Origin of the sequence: Citrobacter sp. TBCS-15 (assembly GCF_005280815.1) — a bacterium.
Lineage (GTDB): Bacteria > Pseudomonadota > Gammaproteobacteria > Enterobacterales > Enterobacteriaceae > Citrobacter > Citrobacter werkmanii.
This window is the reverse complement of record NZ_SZWK01000102.1, coordinates 774,544-799,841: the sequence shown is the minus strand read 5'-3', so window position 1 is coordinate 799,841 and position 25,298 is coordinate 774,544. Positions and strand designations below refer to the sequence as shown.

General features: G+C 50.1%; 23 protein-coding genes and 2 pseudogenes. 11 read left to right on the top strand and 14 right to left on the bottom strand.

What is annotated here, in order from left to right; translation table 11 throughout:
* Positions 1 to 4: 4 nt before the first annotated feature.
* A pseudogene (gene ymdB, locus FDW96_RS10675) lies at positions 5 to 532 on the top strand (O-acetyl-ADP-ribose deacetylase); the annotation flags it as partial.
* A pseudogene (locus FDW96_RS10670) lies at positions 480 to 1,968 on the top strand (phospholipase D family protein). The pseudogenes ymdB and FDW96_RS10670, both read left to right, overlap by 53 nt.
* 20 nt (positions 1,969 to 1,988) lie before the next feature.
* Here FDW96_RS10670 and mdoC read toward each other — a convergent pair.
* Positions 1,989 to 3,149: a glucans biosynthesis protein MdoC gene (gene mdoC, locus FDW96_RS10665; RefSeq protein WP_042309234.1), complete on the bottom strand. Its 1,161-nt coding sequence runs from the start codon at positions 3,147 to 3,149 to the stop codon at positions 1,989 to 1,991.
* Positions 3,150 to 3,419: 270 nt separating this feature from the next.
* On the opposite strand from mdoC, the gene mdoG reads away from it, so the two are divergent.
* The 3 genes from mdoG to FDW96_RS10650 all read left to right on the top strand — a co-directional run bounded on the left by mdoG (position 3,420) and on the right by FDW96_RS10650 (position 7,780).
* Positions 3,420 to 4,955, top strand: a complete 1,536-nt coding sequence (gene mdoG, locus FDW96_RS10660; protein WP_087857802.1) for a glucans biosynthesis protein MdoG — start codon at positions 3,420 to 3,422, stop codon at positions 4,953 to 4,955.
* Positions 4,948 to 7,476, top strand: a complete 2,529-nt coding sequence (mdoH, locus tag FDW96_RS10655; protein ID WP_042309231.1) for a glucans biosynthesis glucosyltransferase MdoH — start codon at positions 4,948 to 4,950, stop codon at positions 7,474 to 7,476. The genes mdoG and mdoH overlap by 8 nt, the downstream gene beginning before the upstream one ends.
* A 76-nt stretch (positions 7,477 to 7,552) precedes the next feature.
* Complete coding sequence (locus FDW96_RS10650) at positions 7,553 to 7,780, top strand: YceK/YidQ family lipoprotein (protein ID WP_038639644.1); 228 nt, start codon at positions 7,553 to 7,555, stop codon at positions 7,778 to 7,780.
* Here the strand turns inward: FDW96_RS10650 and FDW96_RS10645 are convergent, their stop codons facing one another.
* Positions 7,781 to 8,158, bottom strand: a complete 378-nt coding sequence (locus FDW96_RS10645; protein ID WP_038643106.1) for a MysB family protein — start codon at positions 8,156 to 8,158, stop codon at positions 7,781 to 7,783.
* Between the two features lie 689 nt (positions 8,159 to 8,847).
* On the opposite strand from FDW96_RS10645, the gene FDW96_RS10640 reads away from it, so the two are divergent.
* Positions 8,848 to 10,179 (top strand): sensor domain-containing diguanylate cyclase, encoded by a 1,332-nt coding sequence (locus FDW96_RS10640; protein ID WP_079226180.1) that lies wholly within the window; start codon positions 8,848 to 8,850, stop codon positions 10,177 to 10,179.
* Between the two features lie 64 nt (positions 10,180 to 10,243).
* On the opposite strand, the gene mdtG is transcribed toward FDW96_RS10640, so the two are convergent.
* Positions 10,244 to 11,464, bottom strand: coding sequence for a multidrug efflux MFS transporter MdtG (gene mdtG, locus FDW96_RS10635; protein WP_042309229.1), 1,221 nt, complete (start codon positions 11,462 to 11,464; stop codon positions 10,244 to 10,246).
* Positions 11,465 to 11,618: 154 nt separating this feature from the next.
* A complete protein-coding gene (locus FDW96_RS10630) occupies positions 11,619 to 12,539 on the bottom strand; it encodes a Kdo(2)-lipid IV(A) acyltransferase (RefSeq protein ID WP_038639653.1) in 921 nt (306 codons plus the stop codon).
* A gap of 220 nt (positions 12,540 to 12,759) precedes the next feature.
* On the opposite strand from FDW96_RS10630, the gene FDW96_RS10625 reads away from it, so the two are divergent.
* A complete protein-coding gene (locus FDW96_RS10625; RefSeq protein ID WP_079224684.1) occupies positions 12,760 to 13,812 on the top strand; it encodes a rhodanese-related sulfurtransferase in 1,053 nt (350 codons plus the stop codon).
* A gap of 47 nt (positions 13,813 to 13,859) precedes the next feature.
* On the opposite strand, the gene FDW96_RS10620 is transcribed toward FDW96_RS10625, so the two are convergent.
* The 9 genes from FDW96_RS10620 to mdtH form a co-directional block, all read right to left on the bottom strand.
* On the bottom strand, positions 13,860 to 14,435 hold the full coding sequence (locus FDW96_RS10620) for a YceI family protein (RefSeq protein WP_079224682.1): 576 nt from the start codon (positions 14,433 to 14,435) through the stop codon (positions 13,860 to 13,862).
* 1 nt (position 14,436) lies between these two features.
* On the bottom strand, positions 14,437 to 15,003 hold the full coding sequence (locus FDW96_RS10615) for a cytochrome b (RefSeq protein ID WP_061381779.1): 567 nt from the start codon (positions 15,001 to 15,003) through the stop codon (positions 14,437 to 14,439).
* Positions 15,004 to 15,265: 262 nt separating this feature from the next.
* Positions 15,266 to 15,379 carry a YceO family protein gene (locus FDW96_RS10610; protein WP_003036148.1) on the bottom strand — a complete coding sequence of 38 codons (114 nt, stop codon included), beginning with the start codon at positions 15,377 to 15,379 and terminating at the stop codon, positions 15,266 to 15,268.
* Between the two features lie 54 nt (positions 15,380 to 15,433).
* Positions 15,434 to 16,549 (bottom strand): N-methyl-L-tryptophan oxidase, encoded by a 1,116-nt coding sequence (gene solA / locus FDW96_RS10605; RefSeq protein WP_079224680.1) that lies wholly within the window; start codon positions 16,547 to 16,549, stop codon positions 15,434 to 15,436.
* 114 nt (positions 16,550 to 16,663) lie between these two features.
* Positions 16,664 to 16,918 carry a biofilm formation regulator BssS gene (bssS, locus tag FDW96_RS10600; protein WP_003036154.1) on the bottom strand — a complete coding sequence of 85 codons (255 nt, stop codon included), beginning with the start codon at positions 16,916 to 16,918 and terminating at the stop codon, positions 16,664 to 16,666.
* A gap of 341 nt (positions 16,919 to 17,259) precedes the next feature.
* Entirely contained in the window at positions 17,260 to 17,505 is a 246-nt protein-coding gene (dinI, locus tag FDW96_RS10595) for a DNA damage-inducible protein I (protein WP_006685106.1), read from the bottom strand.
* Positions 17,506 to 17,570: 65 nt separating this feature from the next.
* Entirely contained in the window at positions 17,571 to 18,617 is a 1,047-nt protein-coding gene (gene pyrC / locus FDW96_RS10590; RefSeq protein WP_042309218.1) for a dihydroorotase, read from the bottom strand.
* A 105-nt stretch (positions 18,618 to 18,722) separates the two neighbouring features.
* Positions 18,723 to 19,283, bottom strand: a complete 561-nt coding sequence (locus FDW96_RS10585) for a lipoprotein (protein ID WP_079224678.1) — start codon at positions 19,281 to 19,283, stop codon at positions 18,723 to 18,725.
* Between the two features lie 114 nt (positions 19,284 to 19,397).
* Positions 19,398 to 20,606: a multidrug efflux MFS transporter MdtH gene (mdtH, locus tag FDW96_RS10580; protein WP_038639676.1), complete on the bottom strand. Its 1,209-nt coding sequence runs from the start codon at positions 20,604 to 20,606 to the stop codon at positions 19,398 to 19,400.
* 259 nt (positions 20,607 to 20,865) lie between these two features.
* Here mdtH and rimJ point away from each other — a divergent pair, with 259 nt between their 5' ends.
* From rimJ to murJ, 4 genes are all read left to right on the top strand, one after another.
* Positions 20,866 to 21,450: a ribosomal protein S5-alanine N-acetyltransferase gene (gene rimJ / locus FDW96_RS10575; protein WP_006685101.1), complete on the top strand. Its 585-nt coding sequence runs from the start codon at positions 20,866 to 20,868 to the stop codon at positions 21,448 to 21,450.
* A 32-nt stretch (positions 21,451 to 21,482) separates the two neighbouring features.
* Positions 21,483 to 22,130 (top strand): YceH family protein, encoded by a 648-nt coding sequence (locus tag FDW96_RS10570; protein ID WP_042309211.1) that lies wholly within the window; start codon positions 21,483 to 21,485, stop codon positions 22,128 to 22,130.
* A 1-nt stretch (position 22,131) separates the two neighbouring features.
* Positions 22,132 to 23,055, top strand: a complete 924-nt coding sequence (locus FDW96_RS10565) for a Gfo/Idh/MocA family protein (RefSeq protein ID WP_137365654.1) — start codon at positions 22,132 to 22,134, stop codon at positions 23,053 to 23,055.
* Between the two features lie 198 nt (positions 23,056 to 23,253).
* Complete coding sequence (gene murJ, locus FDW96_RS10560) at positions 23,254 to 24,789, top strand: murein biosynthesis integral membrane protein MurJ (protein ID WP_137365653.1); 1,536 nt, start codon at positions 23,254 to 23,256, stop codon at positions 24,787 to 24,789.
* 84 nt (positions 24,790 to 24,873) lie between these two features.
* Here the strand turns inward: murJ and flgN are convergent, their stop codons facing one another.
* Positions 24,874 to 25,296 carry a flagella biosynthesis chaperone FlgN gene (flgN, locus tag FDW96_RS10555; protein WP_069323314.1) on the bottom strand — a complete coding sequence of 141 codons (423 nt, stop codon included), beginning with the start codon at positions 25,294 to 25,296 and terminating at the stop codon, positions 24,874 to 24,876.
* Positions 25,297 to 25,298 lie beyond the last annotated feature (2 nt).

Here is a 25,298-nt window from a genome sequence, read left to right as displayed (position 1 = left end):
ATTTATGCAATCACGTGTGCATGTGTTACACGGCGATATTACGACGATCGCAGTTGATGTGATTGTCAACGCGGCGAATTCAACGCTACTGGGAGGCGGTGGTGTTGATGGCGCGATCCACCGCGCTGCCGGACCTGCATTGTTGGAGGCGTGTAAACAGGTTATTCAGCAACAGGGACAATGCCCGACCGGGCATGCCGTTATCACGCTGGCGGGGGCACTTCCTGCAAAAGCGGTTATTCATACCGTAGGACCCGTCTGGCAAGGTGGAGAGCATCATGAGGCTGAACGTCTCGAAGAGGCCTATCTGAATACGCTGCAACTGGCCCTGGCCAATGGGTATCAATCCATTGCATTTCCGGCAATCAGTACCGGAGCCTACGGATATCCCCGCGCAGCAGCGGCAGAAATCGCGGTAAACACGGTGTTGAAATTTATTACCCGTCGTACGCTTCCAGATCAAATATACTTTGTTTGTTTTGACGAAGAAAACGCTCAACTCTACAAGAGACTACTTGCCCAGCAAGGTGACAATAACGGACTGATATGACACGACTTGAGCGGGCTATCACGCCACTTTGCGCTAACCACCCTGGAGAATGTGGCATTCTTACGTTGGGTGACAGCCTGGATGCCTTTGCTGCTCGTTATCGGCTAACAGAAATGGCGGAACGTACACTGGATGTGCAGTACTACATCTGGGAGAACGATATGTCCGGGCTATTGCTGTTTTCTGTCCTGTTGGCGGCGGCGAAACGTGGCGTGAAGGTCCGCTTGCTGTTGGATGACAACAACACGCCGGGTCTTGATGACACGCTGCGGCTACTGGACAGCCATCCTAATATACAAGTTCGTCTGTTTAATCCCTTTTCCTTTCGTATCCTGCGCGCCCTCGGCTATTTGACCGATTTTGCCCGGCTTAATCGGCGTATGCACAATAAAAGTTATACCGCTGACGGTGTGGTGACCATCGTGGGCGGGCGTAATATTGGTGATGCCTATTTTGGGGCGGGTGAGCAACCGCTGTTTTCCGATCTGGACGTCATGGCTATTGGGCCAGTTGTCAAAGATGTTGCGGATGATTTTGAGCGTTACTGGCACTGCCGTTCTGTTTCAACGTTACAAAACGTACTTGAGATGTCGGCGTCAGATTCCTTGCAGCGTATCGAACTGCCTGAATCCTGGTATAACGATGATATTACTCGCCGCTATCTGCACAAGCTGGAGACCAGCCAGTTTATGACCAGTCTTGATCAACAGTCGCTGCCGCTGATTTGGGCGAAAACGCGTTTGCTGAGTGATGATCCTGCCAAAGGTGAAGGGAAAGCGCCGCGCCATTCGTTATTACCACAGCGTTTGTTTGATGTGATGGGGTCGCCTGGCGAGCGAATTGATATTATTTCCGCCTACTTTGTGCCAACTCGCGCTGGGGTGGCACAGCTTTTGAGAATGGTAAGGAAAGGCGTCAAGATTGCTATTTTAACCAATTCGCTGGCGGCGAATGATGTGGCTATTGTTCATGCGGGCTATGCGCGATGGCGAAAGAAACTGCTGCGCTACGGCGTAGAATTATACGAACTTAAACCTACCCGCGAACACGTTTCAGTAGTCCACGACCGCGGATTAACCGGTAATTCAGGTTCCAGCCTGCATGCAAAAACCTTCAGTATTGACGGCCGAAAAGTATTTATCGGCTCGCTTAATTTTGATCCCCGTTCAACGCTGCTTAATACGGAAATGGGGTTTGTGATTGAGAGTGAAGTGCTGGCTGAAGTGATCCATAAACGTTTTATGCAGAGCCAGCGTGACATGGCCTGGCAACTACGCCTCGACCGCTGGGGCAGAATTAATTGGGTGGATCGCGCTTCCGGCAGCGAACAGGTACTGAAAAAAGAACCCGCCACAGGATTCTGGAAGCGGGTTCTGGTGAAGCTTGCATCTGTGTTACCCATTGAGTGGCTGCTCTGAACCACGTAATGAGAGAAAAATTAACCGGCCACAGCTTTATTTTTATCTTGCTTAACGGGCGGTTTACCCGAGAAGAGAAACTTCAGCACCGGTATGCGTAAATGGATTTCGTACAGTATCACCGCAATCCCGACCACAAACAGCAGGCCGCAGAAAAAGCCCAGCAGATTCGATGAGATATGCGGTGTGATATACGCGCCAAAAAACAGCGTCAAAGGGTGATGCACTAAATAGATAAACAGCGATGCGTTGACAAAATAGGTCACGCGAGCCGACTGGAAATTCAACAAACGGTGACCAAGCGAAAAGACGACGTTCACCATCCACAGCCCCATGACCATGGTGATGACGTATTCGGTTTCATACATCCACGCATCGCCATTGCCATAACGTTGATTAAGCAGGTACGCGACAAACGCCAATGCTGCGCCTATCGTGCAGCCGCGCGATGGCGTGGTAAACAGCGCTTTCAGAGTAGGATTGATAAACGCCAGTGCGCCGAGCATAAAGAAAGGCACATAGAACAGCGTTTGCATAACAATAAAATTAAACATGCCATCGCTGAGAATTGAAGGGTAGAGGATGAAAATCGCCCTCCTGACGGCGGCATAACCGATACCCAATAAAATAAAAATCAGCGTTAATTTGCTCATCGACACAGAAGAGGGGTTAGCCCCTTCGCTACGCATTGTCTTATTTTTCATCTGGGTAAATACCCACATGCTTACGGTCGTTAAAACCACCAGAACCAGTAAAAACCACAGATGGGAAATAAGCTCCCAGGCCAGCGTGTTGTACTTTTCGTACCCGCTGAGAGTATGCCAGCTGTCTGCTTTGCCCTTCACGTATTGCAGCATGATAAATTGCGGCAGCGTCAGCAATGGAATCGCCGTCAGCATGGGGATTCCCACGCGTTCTACACGTACTTTCCACCACCGCTTTAGCGGATAGCGCAAAAATAACATGTACGAAAAGTAACCCGAAATAACAAAGAAGACCTGCATGCGAAATGCATGGATAAAATCGTTAAAAAGGGTCAACCACCACGATGGCTCTGCGCTGTTCACGTGCCAGGTATGGGTGGAATAGATCAGAGAAATATGGAAGGGGATCCCTAACAACATTAGCCAGGCACGGATGGAGTCAAGAAAATATTCACGTGGTGGTGATACAGAGCTCATAGACAGTTACGTATTCTCAGACTTTTCGTCTTATCCCTAAGACGAATAATGGTTACATTCGAGGCCAACCCTACACGAAGTCCAACAACCTGTCTCCAGGATAAGCACGCAAAGTGAAAACAGCAGACAAAGCTGCTTAAAGCATGAGCCAGCGCGCGAACAATACAGGGATTCAGTTGTCGGAATGCCCGATTATCCATTAAAATGGATCGGATCAATATAAGCACACAAAGGGGGAAGTGCTTACTAATTATGAAACATAAACTACAAATGATGAAAATGCGTTGGTTGGGTGCAGCAGTCATGTTAACGCTGTACACATCATCGAGCTGGGCGTTCAGCATTGATGATGTTGCAAAACAAGCTCAATCCTTAGCCGGTAAAGGCTATGAGGCGCCAAAAAGTAACTTGCCCTCCGTTTTCCGCGACATGAAATATGCGGATTATCAGCAGATCCAGTTTAATCGCGATAAAGCCTACTGGAGCAATCTCAAGACCCCATTTAAGCTCGAATTCTACCACCAGGGTATGTACTTCGACACGCCGGTCAAAATCAACGAAGTTACCGCCACTGCGGTGAAAAGAATCAAATATAGCCCGGATTACTTTAATTTTGGCGATGTTCAGCATGATAAAGACACGGTAAAAGATCTCGGTTTCGCCGGGTTCAAGGTGCTGTATCCGATCAACAGCAAAGATAAAAACGATGAAATCGTCAGCATGCTCGGTGCCAGCTATTTCCGTGTTCTCGGCGCAGGCCAGGTCTACGGTCTTTCTGCGCGCGGTCTCGCGATCGATACCGCTCTGCCTTCTGGTGAAGAATTTCCCCGCTTCCGTGAGTTTTGGATCGAACGTCCGAAACCGACTGACAAACGTTTAACCATCTACGCCTTGCTGGATTCTCCGCGCGCAACCGGAGCGTATCGCTTTGTCATTATTCCGGGGCGCGACACGGTTGTTGATGTTCAGTCCAAAGTTTACCTGCGCGACAAAGTGGGCAAGCTGGGCGTGGCGCCGTTAACCAGTATGTTCCTGTTCGGCCCAAACCAGCCATCTCCGGCAACGAACTATCGTCCGGAACTGCATGACTCTAATGGTTTGTCTATTCACGCTGGCAACGGCGAGTGGATTTGGCGTCCGCTGAACAACCCGAAACATCTCGCGGTGAGCAGCTTTGCCATGGAAAACCCGCAAGGTTTCGGTCTGTTGCAGCGTGGTCGTCAGTTCTCGCGTTTTGAAGATATTGACGATCGTTACGACCTGCGTCCGAGCGCCTGGATCACGCCAAAAGGTGACTGGGGCAAAGGTAAGATTGAGTTAGTTGAAATTCCGACTAACGATGAAACGAACGATAATATCGTCGCGTACTGGACGCCGGATCAACTGCCTGAAGCGGGCAAAGAGATGAACTTCAAGTACTCCCTGACGTTCACGCGTGATGAAGACAAGCTTCATGCGCCGGAAAATGCCTGGGTACAGCAGACTCGTCGTTCTACGGGTGATGTTAAACAATCCAATCTGATTCGTCAGCCAGACGGTACTATCGCGTTTGTGGTGGATTTTACCGGCGCAGACATGAAAAAGCTGCCGCAGGATACCCCGGTTACCGCACAAACCAGCATTGGCGACAACGGCGAGATCGTTGAAAACACCGTGCGTTACAACCCGGTCACTAAAGGTTGGCGTTTGATGCTGCGCGTGAAGGTGAAAGACGTGAAGAAAACCACTGAAATGCGAGCAGCTCTGGTCAATGCCGATCAGACGTTGAGTGAAACCTGGAGCTACCAGTTACCTGCCAATGAATAAGACAACTGAGTATATTGACGCAATGCCGCTTTCGGATATCGAAAAAGCGGCACTGCCGAAAACTGACATCCGCGCCGTTCATCAGGCGCTGGATGCCGAGCATCGTACTTACTCGCGCGAAGATGATTCACCGCAGGGTTCAGTGAAAGCTCGCCTTGAGCAAGCATGGCCAGATTCTCTGGCGAAAGAACAGTTGGTTAAGGACGATGAAGGACGCGATCAGCTTCAGGCGATGCCAAAAGCAACGCGTACTTCGATGTTCCCCGATCCCTGGCGTACCAACCCGGTTGGTCGTTTTTGGGATCGTCTGCGTGGACGTGATGTGACTCCGCGTTATCTTTCGCGTTTGACGAAAGAAGAACAAGAGAGCGAGCAAAAATGGCGTACCGTTGGCACAATCCGCCGCTATACGCTGTTGATCTTAACGCTGGCGCAAACGGTCGTAGCAACCTGGTATATGAAGACAATCCTTCCGTACCAGGGTTGGGCATTCATAAATCCGGTCGACATGATGGGGCAGGACCTGTGGGTGTCCTTTATGCAACTGCTGCCCTACATGCTACAGACCGGCATTCTGATTTTGTTTGCCGTACTTTTCTGTTGGGTCTCTGCGGGGTTCTGGACCGCGCTGATGGGCTTCCTGCAACTGCTGATTGGGCGAGATAAGTACAGTATCTCCGCCTCAACGGTAGGGGATGAACCACTGAATCCTGAACACCGTACCGCACTGATTATGCCTATCTGTAACGAGGACGTTGACCGCGTATTCGCGGGGCTGCGCGCCACGTGGGAGTCGGTTAAAGCAACGGGCAACGCTGAGCATTTTGATGTTTACATCCTGAGCGACAGCTACAACCCAGATATCTGCGTAGCGGAACAAAAAGCGTGGATGGAACTGATTGCTGAAGTGCAGGGCGAAGGGCAGATTTTCTACCGTCGTCGTCGTCGTCGTGTGAAGCGCAAAAGCGGCAACATCGATGACTTCTGCCGCCGTTGGGGGAATCAGTACAGCTATATGGTAGTGCTCGACGCTGACTCCGTGATGAGCGGAGACTGTCTCAGCGGTCTGGTACGTCTGATGGAAGCAAATCCGAACGCCGGGATTATCCAGTCTTCGCCGAAGGCTTCCGGTATGGATACGCTGTATGCGCGTTGCCAGCAGTTCGCGACCCGTGTTTATGGCCCGTTGTTTACCGCCGGGCTTCACTTCTGGCAGTTGGGTGAATCGCACTACTGGGGTCATAACGCCATCATTCGCGTGAAGCCGTTTATTGAACACTGTGCGCTGGCGCCGTTACCAGGTGAAGGCTCATTTGCCGGTTCGATCCTCTCCCATGACTTCGTGGAAGCGGCATTAATGCGTCGTGCCGGCTGGGGCGTGTGGATCGCTTACGATCTGCCGGGTTCTTATGAAGAGCTGCCGCCAAACCTGTTGGATGAACTCAAGCGTGACCGTCGCTGGTGCCACGGTAACCTGATGAACTTCCGTCTGTTCCTGGTCAAGGGGATGCACCCGGTTCACCGCGCGGTGTTCCTGACCGGCGTTATGTCCTATCTGTCAGCGCCGTTATGGTTCATGTTCCTCGCGCTGTCTACCGCCTTGCAGGTAGTCCATGCGTTGACGGAGCCGCAGTATTTCCTGCAACCGCGGCAGCTATTCCCGGTATGGCCGCAATGGCGACCTGAACTGGCGATCGCGCTGTTTGCCTCCACCATGGTGCTGCTGTTCCTGCCGAAGCTGCTGAGCATTTTGCTTATCTGGTGTAAAGGGACGAAAGAGTACGGTGGATTTATTCGCGTCACGCTGTCGCTGCTGCTGGAGGTTCTGTTCTCTGTGCTGCTGGCGCCGGTGCGTATGCTGTTCCATACCGTTTTCGTGGTGAGCGCATTCCTCGGTTGGGAAGTGGTGTGGAATTCGCCGCAGCGTGATGACGATTCAACCCCGTGGGGGGAAGCGTTTATGCGTCACGGTTCTCAGCTACTGCTGGGGCTGGTGTGGGCTGTGGGTATGGCCTGGCTGGATCTGCGTTTTCTGTTCTGGCTGGCGCCGATTGTCTTCTCGCTGATCCTCTCGCCGTTTGTTTCCGTAATTTCCAGTCGTTCTACGGTTGGGTTACGAACCAAACGTTGGAAGCTGTTCCTGATCCCGGAAGAGTACTCTCCGCCACAGGTGTTGGTGGATACAGATAACTACCTGGTGATGAACCGTAATCGTACGCTGGACGACGGCTTTATGCATGCGGTGTTTAACCCGTCGTTTAACGCGCTGGCGACGGCAATGGCGACTGCGCGCCACCGCGCCAGTAACGTTCTTGAGATTGCACGCGACCGTCATGTGGAGCAGGCGCTGAACGAAACGCCGGAGAAACTGAATCGCGATCGTCGCCTTGTGCTGTTAAGCGATCCGGTGACCATGGCGCGTTTACATTATCGCGTCTGGAATTCACCTGATAAGTATTCTTCGTGGGTGAATTACTATCAGGGTCTGACCCTGAATCCGTTAGCGCTCAGGAAAAAATAAGCGTTCTGTAATGTGAAAATACCGGCCTGGTGCCGGTATTTTTTTATACTTAATAAAAAGAGTCATGGGGTACCAGATGCGAATAGTGGCAGTGGCGATAATGGTCTTGTTCCTGAGCGGATGCGGCAGCATTATTAGCCGGACCATCCCAGGACAAGGGCACGGCAACCAATACTATCCAGGCGTACAGTGGGATGTCCGGGATTCCGCATGGCGCTACGTCACCATCCTCGACCTGCCGTTTTCGCTGGTGTTTGATACGCTGCTGTTACCGCTCGACATTCACCATGGACCTTACGAGTAATTATCGCTCATCCCATTCATCGGCTGCGGTCTGACCCTCTTCGGTATCAAGGGGAGGCTCCAGCTGAAATTCACCTTCGTCCCATTCGTGAAGCGTGTTTTCTTCCTGCCACTCCTGACGAATTTCAATCTCATCATAATCACCATCAAAAACGCTTTGCGCCGCTTCACCGCTTAGCATTGGCAGACATTCACCATCGACATCATCCTCATCGGCAAAGAATTCTGCTTGCCACATAATGTCGCCATCCTGTAGCACGTATTTTTGTACGCTTAGCTGCTGAACACTGGCATCGTCAGCCTCCAGCCCCGGGTTATCTGCCAGAAACACTTCACGAGCAGCATCAATAGCCTCTTCCAGCGTGGCATAAAAATACATGTCATTCTTTGCCATAATCTTCTCCTAAGGTGAACAATAAATGGTGATGATTCAATCTATAGACCTCGATCCGCGGAGCGTCAAACCCATTGACTGCAGAGCTAACCCAAATGAATGCCAGCCGTTGGTAGCGACGACAAGGTTTTATGATGACGTCTTCGATTGGTATGGAAAAATTTACAATGCGAGATACTGAAGTTGGCGTAATGGACGACCGCGAATTTGAGAAAAAAAGGTAATGTGTGTGGTTAGCTGTGGCGTAATGAAAATCAAATAAATAAACGATACTGTTATATAAATGAATCTTCAGATTTAATACGTATTTATTCGAGTTTTTGATTGTGCCAATGCCCATTGTTCTGATGAGAGGATGTCTAACCTTATTAAAATAAAGGAAAAAATATTTATTAATGTGAAAAAATCACAGAGGTAATTATTGAGGGGTACTGAACTCAAGAAGCGTAAAAGTAATGACTAAGTATCCGCCATGTGCAACATCTGTTAATGGCGTGAGGCGTTTTAAAAAAAGATACTTAATAATAGATGATTAATACCGGGTGTTATAAATGGATAAAAAATCATTAAATAATAAATGAATAAATATCACTGAAGTTGTACGGCTATATAGATTGCAAATGCTTATGCTTTATTATATAAAATGCCAACTCAAGAATACTCCTAAGGATGTTATGGAAAACAGTAATTCAAATAACAGGAAGTTGATGGCGTTCTATATAACTTGCTTAATCAGCTATATTCTTGGTGGGTTATGTCTTACGCAGTTTAAATTAACAATACAGAGCGTTCCGCAAACAATATATTTGATTATCATAGTAGGCTTGTTCTTTTTATATGGAATTATTTTCCTTTTTATGTTGTTTCAGTATTTATGCAGGAAAGATCTAACGTGTCTTATGATCTTAGGCATGGCGTTTCTTAGCAATAATATTTTCTTTGTGGAAACTATTTATATCGTTCAGGATTTAATTAATGATCACACTTCGATAGAAAAAAGAACTAACGATATCGCTATATTCTATTATTTTCGCCAACTTAGTTTTATTGCCTTGTTATTTGTATCCTTGAAATCTTATAAAGCATCTTCGACAGTAATTGAAACTAAAGAAAGAGAACCATGCTATATAGCGGTAGCGTTTTTAATAATGTTGGCTATCGCTGTACTGGCGCATAGCCTGGCCAGTTATAATCCGGGTATGACCCTTGAGATTACGAGCTTAAAACCCGACAACGTAACCGTACACTGGCATATTGGCTACATTTATTCACTGATTGTTGCCTGGGGGATGGTTCTGCTATATTTGGTCATTAAAACTAAAACACATAATATTTTATGGAAAAGTATCGGCTTACTGTGTTGCTCAGGAATATTAACTAATGTACTGCTATTAAGCTTAGATGAATATAGTATGTATATTTGGTATATCAGCAGAGGGATTGAGGTGATCAGTACCCTTTGTATAATATCGATATTAATGTATAACACTTTTATTATTCTAAAAAAAGAAACGGATTCGGCTATCAAAGATGCCATGACCAAAATATACAACCGAAAGCTGTTCTATAGATCGTTAAAAACATCGCTAGCGAAAGGCGTGGTTTGCGTAATGGTCCTGGATATCGACAAATTTAAACGAATTAACGATACCTATGGGCATCAGGAGGGGGATCGGGTAATAATAAGTATTGTTGATATAATCAACAAGTCAATTAGAGACTCGGATATCTTTGCACGCATTGGCGGTGAAGAGTTTGCTATTCTTCTTAAGTGCAAGGATAAAGATGAAGTTCTTGTCGTTGCAGAACGAATCAGAAGAAATGTTGAGCATGGAACGACCATACCCAATGCCTATGATTTAAAAGAAAAGATGACGATCAGCATCGGTGTATATTGTAGCAAAGCTGATGATGATTCGGCGGATAAAGTTGTTTCTTATGCCGATGCTGCGTTGTATGACGCCAAAAACTCTGGCAGGAATAAGGTGTGTTACTATTATCATTAAAAGTAAAATGAATACTGCCTGAAAACGCAAAGTTTACTCTTCGGATTCAGGCAATATAGACAAATCATCCAGCGAGCTCAACGCTTCGGCGACGGCGCAGGCTATTCCACGAGTAGATCGCGTTAAACAGTACAACCCCCGCGGTCACGCAGAAAACCGCGCGAAAGCCGTAATTGGCGGATATTGCCGCCCCCATTAATGGTCCCGTTACGTTACCGATGTCGCGAAATGACTGGTTGTAACTGAAAATACGCCCGGCAACTTGATTGGTTGAGTTATAGACCAGCAGCGTTTGCACCGCCGGGAGCAGAGCGCCATCGGCAGCACCCAATAAAAAACGCAGAACGCCCAATTGCCAGGGCGTATGTACAAATGACATTGGAATCAGCAATAGCACGGAAATAATCAGTGCGACGATCAGGATCTTCTCCGGGCCAATCCGGTCACCGAGTTTGCCAAGCCTTGGGGCACTGATTAACGCCGCTACGCCGGGTACGGAGGCAATCATCCCACTAATGAACGCGATATTACTGACGTTTCCGGCTAATTCCCGCACGTATAACGTCAGGATTGGCGCAATGGAACCGGTCGCCACCTGAATGATTAAGGTGGTGACAAACAGGCTCAGCACCAATTTGGGATTTTTTAACGAGGCCACGACTTCACGTATGTGCAGCATCTCTTTCTTGCTTACCGGCTGAAAACGCTCGCGGATAAAAAATAGCGTCAGGATAAAACAGACCAGCAGTACGCTGGCGGTAATGAAGAATACGGGACGCAATCCATACTGGTCAGCGAGTAGTCCACCTGCCAGCGGCCCGAGCAGTGCGCCACTGACGCCGCCGGTAGAGAGCGTTCCCAGCGCCCAGCCGCTTTTATTGCGTGGAACCTGGGTGGCGATCAACGCATTGGCGTTGGGAATGAAACCGCCGAGCAGACCCAACAGCGCGCGCAAAACCAGGAACTGCCAGATATTTTGCGCCAGCCCCATCAGCAGCATCACAATAGCCATACCCAACGCGGAACGCAGCAGCATGATTTTTCGCCCTTTGCGGTCGGCAAGGCCACCCCAGAAAGGGGAGGCGATAGCTGAAAACAAAAAGGTGATGCTGAACACCAGACCTGACCACATGTTCAGGGCGCTATGGCCCGTGACGCCGAGACTCTCAACGTACAAGGGCAAAAAGGGCATGACCAGGCTAAATGCTGCGCCGGTTAAAAAACAACCCAACCAGGCAACGGTGAGGTTGCGTTTCCAGTTTATGGGGGCATCTGAGGGTGACATAACGATCCGCAGTGTGAGGCGCTGTATGCGCTATCGATTGAATATAAGTAAGCAGACTAATTATGCGCCCGGTTGATAGTTGCTGCAATGCGGATAGCAGTTAAACCTAAAGCGAGTAAGGAGGGGTTGCAGCCCACTGGACTGCAACCGCGTGTTAGTACAGGGAAGGGGCGCCTTCAGGACGAGTCTTGAAGCGACGATGCAGCCACATATACTGTTCTGGGGCCATCATGATGCATTGTTCAACGATCTTATTCATCCATGCAGCCGTGGTTTCCGCGTCGTCTAACGGCGGTGAACACTCTGGCGGTAGCATAATCAGTTGATACCCTTTACCGTCGGGCTTACGGCGAGGAACAAATGGCACCAGGCAGGCATTCGACATGCGTGAAAGCATCCAGGTCCCGGAGGTCGTAGCGGCCTGTTCAACGGCAAACAGCGGTACAAACACGCTGGCGCGAGGGCCGTAGTCATGATCCGGTGCGTACCAGACCACTTCGCCTTTTTTCAACGCTTTAATCATTCCTTTCAGGTCTTTACGATCAAGCATTGATTTATTAGAGCGCATGCGGCCCCAGGTCTGTAACCAGTCGAGCAGTGGGTTGTCATTAGGACGATACACACCGATACCTGGCTCCTGCAAACCAAACTGACGCGCACCCAGTTCCAGGGTCAGAAAGTGTAGGCCGACTAACAGGATCCCCCGCTTTTGCGCCTGAACGTCACGGATATGTTCCATACCAATCACTTCTGTCCAGCGTGAAATGCGCTTATCGGACCAAAACCAGGCCATCCCGGTTTCCATCACGCCCATGCCGACGGACTCGAAGTTCCTGACGACCATCTGCTGGCGTTCCTGCTCACTCATCTGCGGGAAGCACAGCTCCAGATTACGTGAAACGATTTTTGCCCGGCGTTTCATCAAACGTAACGCCAGACGACCTAATGCACAGCCCAACTTATAAAGTACCGGGTAGGGTAACTGCACGATTAACCAAAGGATGCCAATACCCAGCCAGGTTAACCAATAACGTGGATGCAGTAGTGCAGCCGAAAACTTGGGTAAATTCGTCATGTCTATCCTGTCTTCAAACGACCAATTCCCTGTATTGTCGCATTTTTTCGCGCGTATCAAAAATTTGTGACGGGAGAACGGTGATTAAATCGGCAATTGTTGTTGTGTTTTTATCGTGAAGTATGAAATGTAGCGTAAAATGTGTGGATGTAAATTGGCGATATTTGCTTTATGATGCCGCCGATTTTCATTTACTCCCAATTTGCAGGATACGTACACCATGCCAGTGTTACACAACCGCATTTCGAACGACGCGCTCAAAGCCAAAATGCTGGCCGAGACTGAGCCGCGCACGACGATCTCGTTTTATAAATATTTCACCATCGATGACCCGCAACATACGCGTGATGCGCTGTACCAACTGTTCACTGCGTTGAATGTGTTCGGGCGTGTATATCTTGCCCATGAAGGCATTAACGCGCAAATTAGCGTGCCGCAAAGCAACGTGGATGCATTCCGCCAACAGCTGTATGCGTTCGATCCTGCCCTGGATGGATTACGCCTTAATATCGCCCTGGACGATGACGGAAAATCATTCTGGGTGCTACGCATGAAAGTTCGCGAACGCATTGTGGCGGATGGGATTGATGATCCTGACTTTAACGCCAGCGACGTGGGTGACTACCTGAAGGCGGCTGAAGTGAACGCCATGTTGGACGACCCTGACGCGGTATTCATTGATATGCGCAACCACTATGAATATGAAGTGGGGCACTTCGAGAATGCGCTGGAGATCCCGGCAGACACGTTCCGTGACCAGTTGCCGAAAGCGGTTGAAATGATGCAGGAGCATAAAGATAAAAAGATCGTTATGTACTGCACGGGCGGGATCCGCTGTGAGAAGGCCAGCGCCTGGATGAAGCACAACGGATTTAGCAAAGTCTGGCACATTGAGGGGGGTATTATTGAATATGCCCGCAAGGCGCGTGAACAGGGGCTTCCGGTACGTTTCATCGGCAAAAATTTCGTTTTTGATGAGCGTATGGGCGAAAGGATCTCTGAAGATGTTATCGCGCATTGTCATCAGTGCGGAACCGCATGCGACAGCCACACTAATTGTAAAAATGATGGCTGCCATCTGCTGTTTATTCAGTGCCCGGCTTGCGCGCAGCAGTATAAAGGCTGCTGCAGTGAGCTGTGCTGCGAAGAGAGTGAGTTGCCAGAAGAAGAGCAACGACGTCGTCGCGCCGGGCGTGAAAATGGCAACAAAATCTTTAATAAATCCCGCGGTCGTCTGAATACCAAACTGGGTATTCCGGATCCCGCGCAATAAAATTTTGCCGGATGATGGCTGTCACCTCATCCGGCAACACTCATACGTTACTTCTGCTGCACACCTTCCACTGAGATGATTAAATCGACTTCCTGCGAAGCAGGGCCGAGATCGGTGGTGATGTTGAAGTCCTTCAGCTTAATTTTGCCTTGCGCTTCAAAACCGGCGCGCGTGCCACCCCATGGATCGCCACCCTGACCGATCAGTTTCGCATCCAGTGTAACCGGTTTGGTGACGCCGTTCAGGGTCAGATTACCGGTGATATCGAGGTCGTTCCCCTCTTTCTTCACGCTGGTGGAGCTAAAGGTCGCCTGCGGGAATTTGGCCACGTTAAGGAACTCTGCGCTGCGCAGGTGTTTGTCACGTTCGGCGTGATTGGTGTCAACACTGTTGGTGTTGATGGTGACGTTGACCTTATCGGCAGCAGGATTTTTTTCATCAAAGGTGAATGTACCGTCGAAATCTTTAAACGTGCCATACAACCAGCTGTAACCCAGGTGCTGAATACGGAAATTAACAAAGGCATGCTGTCCCTCTTTGTCAATTTTGTAATCTGCCGCCATGGCTGAGCCGGCCGTGAATAACAGAGAGGCGAGTGTCAATCCCAGCAGGTTTTTTTTCATTTTAAGCTCCATAGTCAGATGACGATTTTCCCAACATGCGCTTCAGGGTATCGTCGTGATCGATAAAGTGATGTTTCAGGGCCATAAGCCCATGAAGAAGCGATAAAACCACCACGCTCCATGCAAGCCACAGGTGCAAGCTGCCGGCAAGATCGGCCTGAGCGCCCGCGTTGGCAAGAGTGGCGGGAATATCGAACCAACCAAATACGCTTATCGCTTTGCCATCTGCGGTCGAGATCAGATAACCGCTGATAACAATCGAAAAGAGCAGGGCGTACAGTGTAAGGTGGCCCATTGCCGCTGCGATGCGGGTTAAGCGGGAATAGCTTGTCAGCGCAGCAGGAGGAGGGGAGAACAACCGCCAGACAACGCGGATGACCAGCCCCATCATGAGCAGGATTCCGATGCTTTTATGCAGTTCAGGGGCCTGGTGATACCAGCCATCGTAATAGCTGAGCGTGACCATCCATAAACCCAACGCAAACATGCCATATACAGCAATCGCAACCAGCCAATGTAACGCGACTGACACCACGCCATAGCGCTGTGGACTATTAGTGTATTGCATAAGAACACCGCGGAATATTTCAGGAGTGAATAAAAATGGCGTGTAAAAGACATTAATGCAACTAATAAATAACAATGGTGATGATATTTATTTTTAAATCAATTAAATTGATTGAGTATGAACATAATCATCAAATGATTAGAGAGAATGTGCGAGGGGATGGCTTTATTACACGGTGCGAATGGGGTTTTTCTTTTTCAGTTTATTGCAATGAAAATTAAGTAATTATCAGTTTTTGTCAATTAATGTCAGCGAGATACGATCAGAAAAACATAATATATATCACATCCATAATTGCCAGCAGCGACCATAAAATAATGTAAAGCATAAGATGCTCACGAATATTATTTACCAGATAATGAAAGATGCGCCGCATCAATGTTATTCCTGTCATTAAAAATGGCCTCACCATGAGGCCATTAATGCATTATTACTTAAAGCGACTCAACCTGAATGGCGTCAGGTCAAAGGCTGGCGCTTTGTCCTGCGCAAAATCTGCTGCGATTTCCCCCAGTACGGAGGCAAACTTAAAACCATGCCCGCTCAGACCGGTGATGATCAGGGTATTGTCATGCTCAGGTAGCGTATCAATGATAAAGTCTTCATCCGGCGAATTATCGTAAGTGCAGGATGCACCGTGCAGACAACAGCCAATGCCTGGCAGAACTGTACGCAGGAATGGGAAGGCTTCGGAGCCATCGCTGGCCACCGCAGCAAACGGCTTGCGCTCTTCGGCAGCGTGAATTGCCTGTCCGCCGTTGTGCTTACCAATTTTTAGTTCATCGTTTTCTGCCGGAAAACCGTAGAACTGATCGCCATTTGGTAATTCGCCGGTAAAGGCCGGGAAGTTATTTTTAACGCTGTAGCGCCCATCGGCCTGATACCATGCGAACACTTTGCGCACTGGCTGTATCGGCAGTTCCGGTACTAATGCCTGCACCCATGTCCCGGCACTGACCAGGGCTTTTTTGGCGTGGTAGTCACCGTCGGCGGTTTCTACCGTGACGCCATCATCACTATGATGAATAGCCGTGACCGGGCATTTAAACAGCTGTGCGCAGCCCGCTTCTTCAGCCAGGCGGATCCAGGTTTTAATCGCTAACTCACTACGCAAAAAGCCTGACTCAGCTTCAAACAGACCAATATAATTTTCAGGTACGCGAATCTCGGGCCAGCGAGCCATGATGGCGGCGGCATCAAGATGTTCGACGTTGAGTTGCCACTGTTTCGCGCTTTGCGCTGCGGTAGCTAAGAAGGTTGAATCAGCCGGACCTAGGTTGATCACACCGGAGCGAACAAAAATCGGTTCTTCATTTTGGGTCGAAAGTTCATCCCACAATGTCTGCGCGCGCAGCACTAGCGGAACGTATTTTTCACCTTCGCCATATGCATGACGAATTAATCGTGTGTCGCCGTGGTGGCTACCCTGTTGATGCGGTGGCATATGTGCATCGATCATCAGAACGTTCAGACCGGCGCGAGTGGCATAGTATCCGGCTGCGGCACCCACGGAACCGCTGCCAATAATGATTAAGTCGTATTTCATCCGCTTCTCTCTGCAATCGCGATAGTAGCAGGGTAAATAACTGACCCGGAATATTCAACCTGGAAATAAGAAAGGCACCGTTAAGGTGCCTTTTGATGGTTGGATGTATCAGATTTAATGGCGCTGATACTCATTTACCTGGTAATCGCCGGATTCAATTTTGGCGATTCCTGCTTCTAATATCGAAATAAATTGCCTGGCAACATCAGTGGTTAACCAGAGCGTTTGTCCAACTTCAGTCCCATCCGGGTCCGGTCGATTCGGGGTCTGGTAGTGCAAACGCAGCATCAGCGCATCGTAGCTATCAACGGTGCTGATGTCCCATCCTACAAGCGGATGAGTCTGAATGACTTCATTATTCTTTTCCATCATGCCCCCTAATTCGTGTTACTAGACAACGGTTTTCGAGGTTCAATGCATTTTTTTTCTGAAGCAACTTCAGTATATCAATAAATAAGGGTATTCATTGAAAATTTAAAGAGGGCTGCGCATAAATTTTTGGTTTTCAGCGTTATCTGACTAATAAAACAACATGTCATTCATTTTTTTTTAGCAAGTTGCACAATTATTTTGTTGTTCTGGTTAAAAGATGACCAGGAAATTAATATTAAATTAAATGCCGGCAAGGTTGAATCTGCATTTGTTTTAAAAACTGTGCGTATAAAAAAGCCGGGGCGACCCGGCAAACAAACATCACTGCATATCATTATTTATTCGTTGATAAACCAGTCATCCGCGCTTTCCCAGGTCTCCTGCAGGATCTCGCTGATGCGTTCTTTATCCTCTTTGGTCGCGCCAATTACCGACAGATTGTTAGCCCCGGCATAACGGACAGTAACGTTACCTTCGTTATCCGGAAAATGATGATGAATACGACGGGAGAGTTCACCTGCCAGTGCGTCAATCGCACCGGCAGGCAAAGGTGAAGTTTTGGCAATAGTGACTTCAATACGCATAATAGCCCCCTGTTGAATATACTGTTTATTTATACAGTTATTCAAATCAGTTGGCTACACTTTTTTTAGCTTTTTACTGACCAGTGTACCGTTTCGCCACCCAGGAAAGGCACCAGTGTGTCATCTGCCAGCGCAATGCTCTCCGGGACATGGTGCTCCACGCGTTCAAGCTCAATAAAAGTCTCATTCACCGGCAGACCATAGAATTGCGGGCCATTGAGTGAGCAGAAGGCTTCAAAATGGCTCAGCGCATTCATCTCTTCAAATACGGTGGCATAGCTGCCCAGCGCGGTCGGGGCGTTAAAACACCCGGCACAGCCGCAACTGGATTCTTTGCGATGACGCGCATGTGGCGCTGAGTCGGTACCAAGGAATGCACGGCTAAATCCGCTGGCGACCAGTTCACGCAGCGCCTGTTGGTGGACGTTACGTTTAAGGATTGGCAGACAATACAGGTGCGGGCGAATGCCGCCGACCAGCATGTGGTTGCGGTTAAACATTAAATGCTGTGGCGTAATAGTGGCGGCGAGAAGCTCGTTACCGTCGCGCACATATTCGGCAGCATCTTTAGTGGTGATATGTTCAAACACCACTTTCAGCGCAGTCAAACGCTGACGCAGCGGTTCCATCACTGTCTCAATAAAGCGTGCTTCGCGATCGAAAATATCAATATCCGCATGCGTCACTTCACCATGCACCAACAGCGGCATACCCAATTTTTCCATCCGTTCCAGCACCGGCATGATGGCGTCAATAGAGGTTACGCCATGCGTTGAGTTGGTGGTGGCATTAGCCGGGTAGAGTTTCGCGGCGGTGAACACGCCTTCGTTGAAACCACGCTCCAGCTCATTGGGATCCAGCGTATCCGTTAAGTAGCAGGTCATTAAAGGTGTGAAGTCGTGTCCGGCAGGTACCGCGTCAAGAATGCGTTGGCGATAAGCGATAGCTGCATCTACTGTGGTGACGGGCGGTGCCAGGTTCGGCATGACAATGGCGCGGCCGTAAATTTCACTGGTATAGGGCACGACAGTTTTTAACATGTCGCCATCGCGAAAGTGAAGATGCCAGTCGTCTGGGCGGCGGATCTTTAAAACCTGGGATGGTGCAGTCATCAATATGCTCCGGCTGAGGATTGTCTTTTTTGCCGGAAACAAAGGATAAGCGGAAACGTTTTCGTTTGCACGAAAAAAAAGGGCGCATCAGCGCCCTCTGGTTTATTAGTCGGTGAAGGGGATAATGATTTCGCCCGGTTTCACTTCTATACCTTTCGCCAGTTTTTTCGCCAGCGCTTCACCCTGGCTGCTGTCATCCTGCAGAATGTAGGCAGGTTGTTGGTTAAAGTAATTACGCAGCGATTGGTTTAAATACGGCATCAGCGTTTGCAGTACCGACTGCATTTTTTCTGGTGTCACGGTCGCGTCCACGACTTCCATCTCTTGCAAATAAATCGCGCCTTTCTCTTTATTGAAGACCGGTAAGGCTTTGAGCTTCAGCTTCATGGTGGCTTTCTGACTGCCAAACAGGGAATTCATGTCCAGGTTGGCATCACCCGTCAGAGTCACTTTATTAGGCTCTTCACGCCCTATCTGACTGGCCAGATTGCTCAGTACGATGTGTGCTTCAGCAACGCCGGGCAAACCGATATCTTTTGAAAAGTTATTATGCTTCGCCAGCGCCTGATTAATCTCTTGCTCGCTAACCGTGTATTGCGTAAGTTGATTACAACCAACCAACAGGCCGCCGACAATCAGTGCAGCGGCAAAAAAAAGCTTTTTCATGGGGTTCCTCAACATGATGCTTGTGGCGTAATCGTGACACAAAGCATCATCGAGTACCAGCGCCCCGGGCACCAGCAGAAAAAACTGAAAAGTGCCCGAGCGTCGGATTAGCTATCAGGCGTCGGGTTCCAGCATGCCGCGCGTTGGGCGTTTGTGGCTGAATTGCCAGCCCAAAGCCAGGAAGGTGATGAAGCCGATAATACCGAGCATCATCCATGGCAATTCAGGCTGCGCCAGGGCTTTGCCCATATCAAACAGCCAGCCGCCGCCGACATAACCAATTGCGCCGCCGATGGCGAGGCCCAGTCGGCTGAAGCCCATGTAACTTCCTCGAGCCCGTGCATTGGCCAGCGAGGCGCTCAGGGTCTCACGCGCCGGTTCGGCGATGATCGAGCCAATATAGAAGGTGCAGATCAGCGTGAATAGCTGCTGTAGATTGCCGACCAGACCGATGGGCATCATGCTGAGAGACATTACCAGCAGACCGGCCATCAGGCGATGTTCAAGGCGAAAACGTTTTTCACTCCAGCGGGCAATCGGGTAGAGCAGCGTTAACGAGAGGCATGCTTCGATGGCATACATCCATTTCACCGCGGCAGGCGAGCCAGCGATGTCGTTCACCATGATTGGCAGCATTAACATCACCTGTACCGCCAGCATGTAATAACCCGCCAGCGTCAGAACATAGGTGACAAAACGTTTGTCATGCATCACGTGGCCCATCCCTTCGCGCACCGGAATTTTCACCGTCGACAATTTCCATGCCGGGAGTAGCCAGGCGTTAAACGCCGCGCACAGAACAAACAAAATGGCTCCTGTCGCGCAGACCAGGCGAAAATCGTACTGTAGCAGCCAACTGCCAAGTAATGCGCCAACCACGGCGCCTGCGCTATCCTGCATCATCAGGATAGAGAAAAAACGCCCGCGCTTTTCCGGGCGGATCAGTTTGACCACCAGCGCCGAGCGGGGAGGGTCGAACAGCGTGCCGCCCAATCCGGAGAGAAAACAGGAAAACCATAGCAGCCACGGCTCGTGGGCAATACCCATGGTGGCGAACCCGGCGGCGCGCATCAGCATACCGGTGACGATCATTGGTTTTGCGCCGAAACGGTCAGCAATAGCGCCGCCAAAAATACCCAGACCCTGCTGAATAAATTGACGCAATCCTAACGCGATCCCGACCATAACGGCAGCCCAGCCCATTTGGTCGACGAAGCGAATTGAGATCAGCGGGAAAACGACGAAGAAACCCAGCACGACCAGCATATTATCGATGAGAAGGAAGTATTTACCCAGGTTCCTTGCCTGCGAGACTTGCGACATTTCCCCTCCCGGGAAAAACTCGTCACTCTGGTTAGAGTTTAAAAGATAAGCACCTCCTATTCTGCGGTGTCGTCATCGCTTTTCCCACCCTTGGCGGGACAATATTTTTTTATCAAAAGTCCGTCTTGATAGAGAGTTTTCATCAAAATGTGTGAATAATTCAAAAAATGGCAATTTGCTCTTTTCAAAGGGCATATTTGCACAGGTATAGTATCGCGAATAGCGTATTGAAGACGTTACGGGAAGGAGTAGGTATAGAATGTTTGGCTATCGCAGTAACGTGCCAAAAGTGCGCTTAACCACGGACCGCCTGGTCGTGCGTTTGGTGCACGAGCGTGATGCCTGGCGTCTGGCAGATTATTACGCAGAAAATCGTCATTTCTTAAAACCCTGGGAACCTATTCGCGATGAAAGCCACTGTTATCCCTCCGGCTGGCAGGCGCGTCTGAGTATGATCTCTGAGTTTCATAAACAAGGCACCGCGTATTATTTTGCGCTGCTCGATCCGGAAGAAAAAGAGATTATCGGCGTCGCGAATTTCTCGAACGTAGTGCGGGGATCTTTCCACGCCTGTTATCTCGGCTATTCCATTGCGCAAAAGTGGCAGGGGCAGGGGCTGATGTACGAAGCCTTAACCTCGGCCATTCGTTATATGCAGCGCACGCAGCATATTCACCGCATTATGGCGAACTATATGCCACACAATAAACGTAGTGGTGACTTGCTGGCGCGGCTGGGTTTTGAAAAAGAAGGGTATGCCAAAGATTACCTGCTGATTGACGGGCAGTGGCGCGATCACGTGCTGACGGCGTTGACCACATCAGAATGGACCCCTGGCCGCTAAGTTTCAGGTTAGCCTGAGTAATGGAGAAAACGATGAAATACGAATTAACCGCCACCGAAGCACGCGTGATTGGCTGTTTGTTAGAGAAACAGGTCACCACGCCGGAACAATATCCGCTTTCTGTCAATGGCGTCGTCACCGCCTGCAATCAAAAAACGAATCGTGAACCGGTGATGAATCTATCGGAATCGGAAGTGCAGGATCAGCTTGATAACCTGGTGAAGCGGCATTTTCTGCGTACGGTGAGCGGCTTTGGAAATCGCGTCACGAAATATGAGCAGCGTTTCTGCAACTCTGAATTTGGCAATCTGAAACTCAGTGCGGGCGAGGTGGCGCTGGTTACCACGCTGTTGCTGCGTGGCGCGCAAACGCCGGGCGAACTGCGAAGCCGTGCATCGCGAATGTACGAATTCAGCGATATGGCTGAAGTGGAGTCGACGCTGGAAAAACTGGCGACCCGTGAAGATGGTCCTTATGTGATCCGTCTGGCGCGCGAGCCGGGTAAACGTGAAAGTCGCTATATGCACCTGTTTTGCGGTGATGTTGATGAGCCCATCGCTGCGGCAGATGAACTCCCGGTTGCGTCTGGCGATCTGCAGGCGCGCGTTGAAGCCCTGGAAACAGAAGTCGCGGAACTTAAGCAGCGGCTGGATTCTTTGTTGGCGCACCTGGGAGACTAACGTGAATAAATTACGTATCGGCGTTGTCGGTCTGGGTGGCATTGCACAAAAAGCCTGGCTGCCCGTACTGGGCAGTTCCGCTGACTGGACGCTGCAAGGCGCGTTTTCGCCTTCGCAGGAAAAAGCGCTGCGTGTCTGTGAGACCTGGCGCATACCCTACGTTGACTCCCTGGTGAATCTGGCGAAAACCTGCGACGCGGTTTTCGTCCATTCCAGCACCGCGACGCACTTTGCGGTAGTCAGTGAACTCCTGAATGCCGGGGTCCATGTGTGTGTGGATAAACCGCTGGCAGAAAACCTGCGTGAGGCTGAACAACTGGTCGAGCTGGCCGCGCGGAAAAAACTGACGTTGATGGTCGGCTTTAACCGCCGATTTGCGCCACTGTATCAGGATCTTAAGGCGCATCTGGGCAATGCAGCGTCTGTACGTATGGATAAGCATCGTTCGGACAGCGTGGGACCGCATGACCTGCGTTTCACCCTGCTGGACGATTATCTGCACGTGGTCGATACCGCGCTGTGGCTGGCGGGCGGGAACGCGCAGTTAAATAGCGGCACTCTGCTGACTAATGACTCTGGCGCAATGCTTTATGCCGAGCACCATTTTTCTGTCGATCAGCTACAGATTACAACCAGCATGCATCGCCGGGCCGGTAGCCAGCGTGAGAGCGTTCAGGCGGTGACCGATGGGGGCCTGATTGACGTCACGGATATGCGGGAATGGCGGGAAGAACGCGGGCAAGGTGTTGTACACAAGCCGATAGCAGGCTGGCAAACGACCTTAGAACAGCGAGGTTTTGCCGGATGTGCGCGGCATTTCATTGAGTGTGTGCAAAATCAGACGGTTCCTCAGACGGCAGGCGAGCAGGCGCTACTGGCCCAGCGTGTTGTCGAAAAGCTATGGCGGGAGGCGATGGCTGAATAACCCCCTGTAACAACTGGCGGTAGTAATTCATTGTAATCCAGGTACTATATGCCAACTCAAAATAACACCTCTTTTCAACCATAGGCTGGCTTGTAGGCCTGATAAGACGCTGCGGCGTCGCCATCAGGCACAGTGACATTGCCGGATGGCGATGTTGGTTATACGGGGATTTGCCTCAGGGTCTGGAATACAACATAGATGAATTTATTAAAGTCGCTGGCAGCCGTCAGCTCGATGACGATGTTTTCACGTGTGCTGGGTTTTGCGCGTGATGCGATTGTCGCCAGAATCTTTGGCGCAGGGATGGCGACCGATGCCTTTTTTGTGGCCTTCAAACTTCCAAACCTGCTGCGCCGAATTTTTGCTGAAGGCGCATTTTCTCAGGCGTTTGTGCCTATTCTGGCTGAATACAAAAGTAAGCAGGGTGAAGATGCTACCCGCGTGTTTGTTGCCTATGTATCCGGGCTGCTGACGCTGGCGCTGGCCGTGGTGACGGTTGCCGGGATGCTGGCTGCGCCGTGGGTGATTTTAGTCACTGCACCTGGGTTTGCCGACACCGCTGACAAATTTGCGTTGACTACCCAACTGCTGCGGATCACCTTTCCTTATATCCTGCTGATTTCACTGGCCTCGCTGGTCGGCGCAATCCTTAACACCTGGAACCGCTTTTCTATTCCGGCGTTTGCGCCGACCTTTTTGAATATCAGCATGATCGGTTTTGCGCTGTTTGCCGCGCCTTATTTTAATCCTCCGGTGCTGGCGCTGGCGTGGGCCGTGACCGTTGGTGGCGTGCTGCAGCTGGTTTATCAACTGCCACATCTGAAGAAAATTGGCATGCTGGTGCTGCCCCGCGTGAACTTCCGCGATGCGGGGGCGATGCGCGTCGTCAAGCAAATGGGGCCGGCGATACTCGGGGTTTCCGTCAGCCAGATTTCACTGATCATCAATACCATATTCGCCTCGTTTCTGGCCTCCGGCTCGGTTTCATGGATGTACTATGCCGATCGTCTGATGGAGTTTCCGTCCGGCGTGCTTGGCGTGGCGCTGGGGACCATTCTGCTGCCATCGCTGTCCAAAAGCTTTTCCAGCGGGAATCATGATGAGTATTGTCGTCTGATGGACTGGGGGCTGCGTCTGTGTTTTCTGCTGGCATTACCCAGCGCCGTGGCATTGGGCATTTTGGCTAAACCGCTGACGGTTTCTCTGTTCCAGTACGGTAAATTTACCGCCTTTGATGCCGCCATGACCCAGCGCGCGCTGGTGGCATACTCGGTCGGTTTGATTGGTTTGATCGTGGTGAAAGTTCTGGCCCCTGGTTTTTACTCGCGCCAGGATATTAAAACGCCGGTGAAAATTGCGATTGTGACGCTGATTATGACTCAGGTGATGAACCTGGCGTTTATCGGGCCGCTGAAGCATGCCGGGCTGTCGCTGTCGATTGGTCTGGCGGCATGTCTGAACGCTTCACTGCTTTACTGGCAACTGCGTAAACAGAAAATCTTTACTCCGCAACCGGGCTGGGCCTGGTTCCTGGCGCGTCTGGTGATTTCCGTACTGGTGATGTCAGCGGTGCTGTTCGGAATGCTCTATATCATGCCGGACTGGTCGCAGGGAACGATGTTGTGGCGTTTACTGCGTCTGATGGCCGTCGTGGTGGCTGGGATTGCAGCTTACTTCGCCGCACTTGCTGTGTTGGGCTTTAAAGTGAAAGAGTTTGTGCGCCGGACGGCGTAACAGATCATTGCCGGATGGCGGCGTTATGCCGTATCCGGCCTGCAGAACGCGCTGGCCTGAAAGCTGCGAACGATCAGGCTGGCATTAAATAGAGAATTTTTTCCCGCCGCGGTGCGCAGCAGAAGTTTGACCGTTTGCGCCATACAGCGCCGGTTCCTGGTGCGGTTTCAGCACTTGTATCGCTTGTTGATTGCGCTCAATCTGCCCTTCCAACAGCCAACCGTTGTGCTGGTTGAGGTCACGCAAATGCTGCGTTTTTTGGGTGATCGTCTGCCAGCGTTCAGCAATCTCATCGTTGGCGCTGCGCGTGGCGTCATGCTCCAGACGGCGTTGCTGCTCCAGATAATCAAGGGTTGCCAGCAAAGAGCTTTTTTCTTCTGTAATACGCTGTAGCTGGCTACCGTTGATATATCCTGCGGAGAGCTGCTGCTGCTCAGCATCCATTACCGTTTTCAGGTCATTGAGGACGGTTGTCATCTGATCAAGTATTTCTGACAAACGAGTCATAC

What these genes read in the sequence shown, in the direction of transcription:
- pyrC (WP_042309218.1), bottom strand. Translation starts at nt 18,617, where the DNA reads ATGACTGCACCATCCCAGGTTTTAAAGATCCGCCGCCCAGACGACTGG.
- FDW96_RS10585 (WP_079224678.1), bottom strand. Translation starts at nt 19,283, where the DNA reads ATGAAAAAGCTTTTTTTTGCCGCTGCACTGATTGTCGGCGGCCTGTTG.
- FDW96_RS10630 (WP_038639653.1), bottom strand. Translation starts at nt 12,539, where the DNA reads ATGACGAATTTACCCAAGTTTTCGGCTGCACTACTGCATCCACGTTAT.
- FDW96_RS10650 (WP_038639644.1), top strand. Translation starts at nt 7,553, where the DNA reads ATGCGAATAGTGGCAGTGGCGATAATGGTCTTGTTCCTGAGCGGATGC.
- FDW96_RS10610 (WP_003036148.1), bottom strand. Translation starts at nt 15,379, where the DNA reads ATGCGGCGCATCTTTCATTATCTGGTAAATAATATTCGTGAGCATCTT.
- mdoC (WP_042309234.1), bottom strand. Translation starts at nt 3,149, where the DNA reads ATGAGCTCTGTATCACCACCACGTGAATATTTTCTTGACTCCATCCGT.
- dinI (WP_006685106.1), bottom strand. Translation starts at nt 17,505, where the DNA reads ATGCGTATTGAAGTCACTATTGCCAAAACTTCACCTTTGCCTGCCGGT.
- murJ (WP_137365653.1), top strand. Translation starts at nt 23,254, where the DNA reads ATGAATTTATTAAAGTCGCTGGCAGCCGTCAGCTCGATGACGATGTTT.
- FDW96_RS10570 (WP_042309211.1), top strand. Translation starts at nt 21,483, where the DNA reads ATGAAATACGAATTAACCGCCACCGAAGCACGCGTGATTGGCTGTTTG.
- FDW96_RS10615 (WP_061381779.1), bottom strand. Translation starts at nt 15,003, where the DNA reads ATGCAATACACTAATAGTCCACAGCGCTATGGCGTGGTGTCAGTCGCG.
- FDW96_RS10640 (WP_079226180.1), top strand. Translation starts at nt 8,848, where the DNA reads ATGGAAAACAGTAATTCAAATAACAGGAAGTTGATGGCGTTCTATATA.
- FDW96_RS10620 (WP_079224682.1), bottom strand. Translation starts at nt 14,435, where the DNA reads ATGAAAAAAAACCTGCTGGGATTGACACTCGCCTCTCTGTTATTCACG.
- rimJ (WP_006685101.1), top strand. Translation starts at nt 20,866, where the DNA reads ATGTTTGGCTATCGCAGTAACGTGCCAAAAGTGCGCTTAACCACGGAC.
- mdoG (WP_087857802.1), top strand. Translation starts at nt 3,420, where the DNA reads ATGATGAAAATGCGTTGGTTGGGTGCAGCAGTCATGTTAACGCTGTAC.
- FDW96_RS10625 (WP_079224684.1), top strand. Translation starts at nt 12,760, where the DNA reads ATGCCAGTGTTACACAACCGCATTTCGAACGACGCGCTCAAAGCCAAA.
- mdtH (WP_038639676.1), bottom strand. Translation starts at nt 20,606, where the DNA reads ATGTCGCAAGTCTCGCAGGCAAGGAACCTGGGTAAATACTTCCTTCTC.
- flgN (WP_069323314.1), bottom strand. Translation starts at nt 25,296, where the DNA reads ATGACTCGTTTGTCAGAAATACTTGATCAGATGACAACCGTCCTCAAT.
- solA (WP_079224680.1), bottom strand. Translation starts at nt 16,549, where the DNA reads ATGAAATACGACTTAATCATTATTGGCAGCGGTTCCGTGGGTGCCGCA.
- bssS (WP_003036154.1), bottom strand. Translation starts at nt 16,918, where the DNA reads ATGGAAAAGAATAATGAAGTCATTCAGACTCATCCGCTTGTAGGATGG.
- mdoH (WP_042309231.1), top strand. Translation starts at nt 4,948, where the DNA reads ATGAATAAGACAACTGAGTATATTGACGCAATGCCGCTTTCGGATATC.
- mdtG (WP_042309229.1), bottom strand. Translation starts at nt 11,464, where the DNA reads ATGTCACCCTCAGATGCCCCCATAAACTGGAAACGCAACCTCACCGTT.
- FDW96_RS10645 (WP_038643106.1), bottom strand. Translation starts at nt 8,158, where the DNA reads ATGTATTTTTATGCCACGCTGGAAGAGGCTATTGATGCTGCTCGTGAA.